General features: G+C 43.8%; 3 protein-coding genes. 1 reads left to right on the top strand and 2 read right to left on the bottom strand.

Annotation, left to right across the window (positions count from 1 at the left end; genetic code table 11):
* Nucleotides 1–1592 (bottom strand): NB-ARC domain-containing protein (locus IQ229_RS12150; protein ID WP_194044015.1); only part of this gene is annotated, 1592 nt, incomplete at its 3' end.
* Nucleotides 1593–1790: 198 nt separating this feature from the next.
* Here IQ229_RS12150 and IQ229_RS12145 point away from each other — a divergent pair.
* The gene (locus IQ229_RS12145; protein WP_194044014.1) at nucleotides 1791–2375 is read left to right on the top strand and encodes a calcium-binding protein; all 585 of its coding nucleotides are present in this window, start codon (nucleotides 1791–1793) and stop codon (nucleotides 2373–2375) included.
* A 576-nt stretch (nucleotides 2376–2951) separates the two neighbouring features.
* Here IQ229_RS12145 and IQ229_RS12140 read toward each other — a convergent pair.
* On the bottom strand, nucleotides 2952–5194 hold a 2243-nt coding region (locus IQ229_RS12140), incomplete at its 5' end, for a WD40 domain-containing protein (protein WP_194044013.1).

Here is a 5194-nt window from a genome sequence, read left to right as displayed (position 1 = left end):
TGTCCTCCTGTCCCATGCCCCATTTCCCATTCTCCATGCCCAAAAACTCCATCCCCTTGTAGGTGGAGTTTTTCATTTTGGAGCTTTCTAACTAGTCTGCCAAGTTTATCCTCCAGCCGATCAGCAGGGCCAAGGGTTATTCGTAGTTGATTTAGGATAGGTCTTACAATCAGAGGAATTTGACTATCGTGGATGTAGTCTTTTGCTTGGGCTTGCATCGAAGCATAAGTCAGCAGATATTGCGGTGATTCTGTGACGATTTCCTCGCAGACTTGCTCAATCAAGCACTTTATCACATATTCCATCACCACAGGTTGCTGTGTGAATCCTCCAGTATTACTTTCTATCAAGCTACGCCAGCGTAAAGATTCGAGGACTGACATTAACTTAGGCTTGGGCAATATTGATGTAAAAGCTGTTTGCAATTCTGTCGAAGAAAGCTTGCCCCGATTAATTGCCAGCCAGTACATCACTTGCTGCTCAGATGTGGAGAGTCTTTTGAATTGTTGTTCTAGAAGATTGCCAATGCCCTGAAATACGATTGTGCCTTCGGCAAAGAAGCAAGCGATGTTACCTTCATGTAAGTCCCGAATGGAGGTGGCGGCAATTTTCAAAGCTAGGGGATTACCACCGTAACATTCAACCAGTTGGCGGGTTTCGTCCTCGGAGCCTGATAGCCCTTTGAGTTTCAGAATTGTTTGCCCAGCTGCGACTTCTAATCCTGATAAAGCAAGGGTACGAACTGGCAAATCATCACCTTCCAAGGCAGCAATTTCAGTAGGTTTTTCCCGGCTCGTGAGCAGGACACAGCTTTGATGCTGTGTTTCTCCTAATCGCCATAGGAGTTCACCGTAGGGTTCGTAGCCCTCACGATAACAGCCTGTCTCTTTACCTTGCTGCAATAATGTGTCGAAATTATCCAGAATCAGCAAACATCGAGATTTGCGAAGGTACTCGATTAAACAAGTAATTTGCTCATAGGGGGAAGCAGGTAATGTGGTAACTTGTTGATGAGAAAGGATTTTGATGCACTCCGTCACCTTATCGTCAAAAAAAGGTGCGTGTCGGAGCGATCGCCAAATCACATATTCAAATTCTCCCTGCAATTGTTCTGCTAGCTTCACCGAGAGCGCGGTTTTGCCTATACCACCCATACCTAATAGTGTGACTACACGAGCACGTTGTTTACCGCCGCAGGCATCTTTCACAATCCATTGTCTGAGGGTTTCTAATTCTGTAGTACGTCCATAGAACTGAGAAACGTCGATTGCTTCTCCCCAATTTGTATAGTTCGTAAAGGGTTGAAAGTTTAAAGTTGAGGAGGTGCTTATGTCCTGTTGTCGCTGTGCGGTTCGCTTCAGCACTCCTTGCAGGTTATTTTTGGTAACTTTTTCTCCTAAAGCTTGAGAGAGCGATCGCCATAATTCCGAGCCAACATCTTTGATGTGACCGGGGTCATAAGTGACTGCTCGCGCCATTTCGAGATAAGTTTTCCCTTCCCAAGCGTAGCGAAATACAATCTCTTGCGCTCTCGTTAAGCGTCCTCGTTCCAATAATTGCTCAACTATTGCGATCGCTTCTTCAACCGTCATTTCTTTCGGTAGTAATACAGGCTCACTACAATATTCACACCATAAACTTGATTTTTTGTAAAAAGTTTACGTAAATCTACGAAAAAGAACCCGACCTTTTCCCGACCTTTTCCGACCGACAAACTTGATACTAGCCATTTAGTATCTATGTAAGATCAAAGCGATCGAAAATCTAACTAAATTATTGAGGACAAAGACATGGCTTATTACTATTACGGCACAAGCGGAAATGATTATTTTAACTACACTGGTTCAGACAGCCTTGTTGCCTATGCTTATGAGGGAAATGATACTATCTATGGCAATACTAACAATGATTACCTCTATGGATATAGCGGCAATGATTACCTAAATGGTTGGACAGGTAACGATGTCTTATACGGAGACGATGGAAGTGACAGTTTATATGGATACTCTGGCAGTGACACTCTATATGGTGGAGATGGTGGCGATACTTTACAGGGTTCTAGCTCAACTGCCTACAACGGTTATGAATATGATGTCTTAAATGGTGGCAGTGGCTACGATAGATTTGTTTTAGGTACATCTTATGATGGAAACTTTTATCAGGGAGGTGGCTACGCTACGATACAAGACTACAATCCTGCAAATGACTATATCCAACTGAAAGGAAGTGCAAGTTCTTTTTATCTTGGTACTGGAAATTATGAGGGAACTAGCGATCTTGATACACTCATATATCAGAATGGTGGTGACTTGTTAGCAGTAGTTCAAGATCGGACTGATATACAGTTAACCAGCTATTATTTTAGCTTTGTCTAGTCCTACTACAGTTACAAATCTTTGATGAGTTTAAAGCAACGCAATTTTAGCTCGCTCCTCAGCTTTATTTATCTAAAGTTACACTCTTGTATCTACAACCAAGGAAGTTAAAAATCCACTTGTGAGAGGAGCATTTAAATTGCGGAAAAAGTTTGATAACTCTCATTCTCTAACCCCGTCTCCTAAGAGGTTGTTTGAAAAGCATTATTGCTTACATCTAAACCTCAAAAACCTAACCCCCCTAGCCCCCATTCCTTACTAGTGAATGGGGGTTTCAAATTCAAAGCCTTTTGAATATATAGCAAAGTGCTGAGTGCTGAGTGCTGAGTGCTGAGTGCTGAGTGCTGAGTGCTGAGTGCTGAGTGCTGAGTAAAAACCCAGTCTTTTCATGCCTTTGAGCAATCAACACTATCCTAACCTATGTGACTACGGCTATAAAGCAATACAGTTCAGTTAAGGATAATTGGTCTTTCAAGACGCGATAAATCACGTCTCTACATGAGGGTTTTGTTGCTCATCCTGAACTGTATTGAGATATAAAGCGTATTTTACTCCTGAATTCAGAATTCTGCTGTATCAATTCACTTCTAACGCACCCAAAGCTTTTAAAGTTGCTACCTCTGCTTCAGTCAACCCTTTCACCCCAGTAATAATCATGCCTTCATACGGGCGGGCTGGTCTTAACGTTTGCCGACATTGCCCCGTAGTAATATCCCAACAGTTGATTGTTTCATCCCAACTACTACTGAGAAGAGTTTGAGCATCTGGAACTAGACTAAGCGACCACACCCAATTGAAATGATTTTGTAGTGTAGCAAGGCAGTCTCCAGTAAGTGTATTCCAAATTTTGATCGTGCGATCGCCACTACTGGTAATCATGCGATCGCCATTGTCGACGAACAGAATACAAAGTATCTGGCTGGTATGCCCAGAAAATGTACGCAGACAAACCCCTGTGTCAATATCCCACAGTCGCACCAAGGAGTCATCACCACCAGTAGCAACATATTGATTATCTTGACTCACTGCAACTGCCCAAACACGGTTGGAGTCTGCTTCCCAACTATGAAGACAGGTTCCTGTTTCCATATCCCAGCGTTTAACAATCTTTTCATAGCCACTGCTGAAGAGAGTTTTGCCATCAGGGCTAAAGGCGATCGCCAACACAGAACCAGGATGACCTTGCAATGTTTGCCAACATTCACCAGAACGCACATCCCATATCTTGATTGTATGGTCGTAGCTAGCACTAGCAAGAAAATTACTGTCTGGACTAAAAGCAACTGCCCAGACCCAACTATCGTGACCATGCAAGGTTTTCAGGCATTGCCCTGTATGTGGACTCCAAAGCTTAATAGTCCGATCTGCACTGGCGCTGGCTAGCAACTCTCCATTGGAACTGAAGGCGACAGAGAAAATCCGATTGCTATGTCCATGCAGTACACGAAACGGCTGGAGGTCAAGCTTTAAATGTTGCGGGGCATTGACATCCCAGAGTTTGATTGTCTGATCTTCATGTCCACTAGCAAGTAAGTTTTGCTGCCAACTGTGTGCGATCCCATAAACAGCATTACTGTGTCCTTGGAAGGTTTTAGTACACTGTCCTGTCTGAAGTTCCCAGACTCTAGCTGCGTGATCGTCTCCACCACTAGCAATTAAGTGCCCTTGAGGGTGAAAAGCAACTGACCAAATCCGATTTGTATGCTTTTTCAGCGTATCCAGACATTTCCCTGTGTTTATGCCCCAAATCTTCACGGTTTGGTCATAGCTGCCACTTACCAACTGTTCACCCTTGGGGCTGAACGCTACCGAGGTTACAACTCCTGCGTGTCCCTGCAAGGTTATCAAACACATCCCGGTATGTAAATCCCACAGTTTCACGGTTTGATCGAAACTGCCGCTTGCTAATATTTGCCCTTCTGGACTGAAGGCGATCGCTTTTATCCAGTGCTGATGCCCTTCTAGGTTTTGCACACAACATCCAGTTTCTAAATCCCACAGCTTGATTTTGTTATCTTCACCAGCCGTTGCTAAGATTTGATCTGCGGGATGAAAAGCTACACTCCACACACAAGCATGATGTCCTTCTAGGGTTTGCACACATTTTCCTGTGACTAGATGCCAAACTTTAACTGTGTAGTCATAGCTACTACTAGCAAGGAATTGACCGTCAGGACTCCATGCGATCGCTGTGACAATACTAGTGTGATCGCATAGCGTTTTAAAACATTCTCCTGTAGTAATATCCCAAAGTTTAATTTTATGATCTTGACCGCAACTAGCTAAAACTGGGTGTACAGGGCTAAAAGCAATATTCCAGACCCAACTGTTATGTTCTTTACAGCTAAATAGTTGTTTACTATTGGTAACATCCCAAACATGAATTTCACCATTTGTATCACTGGTCGCAAGGCAGTGCCCCTCTGAACTAAAGGCAACGCTAGTAATGCCGCCAAAGGTCGCAGCAAAAACACAATCTTGAAAGGTGGTTTGGCTAAAGTTTACCCGATGTAGGTTGAGCGAGCGTAAATCGCAGTTACGGATAGTGAGACGCGAAAAATCATACCCTGTCAAATTGGTTTCTAATTGCGTCAGTAAATTCAGCAGATTACCGCCACCATACCCAACTAGATTTGGGACATTGGGCATTGGGCATTGGGCATTGGTTATATCCCTTGTCCCCTTGTCCCCTTGTCCTCCTGTCCCATGCCCCATTTCCCATTCTCCATGCCCAAAAACTCCATCCCCTTGTAGGTGGAGTTTTTCATTTTGGAGCTTTCTAACTAGTCTGCCAAGTTTATCCTCCAGCCGATCAGCAG

This window comes from Nostoc cf. edaphicum LEGE 07299 (assembly GCF_015207245.1).
GTDB lineage: Bacteria > Cyanobacteriota > Cyanobacteriia > Cyanobacteriales > Nostocaceae > Nostoc > Nostoc edaphicum_B.
The sequence above is the reverse complement of the archived record's forward strand: the minus strand, read 5'-3'. Positions and strand labels throughout refer to the sequence as shown.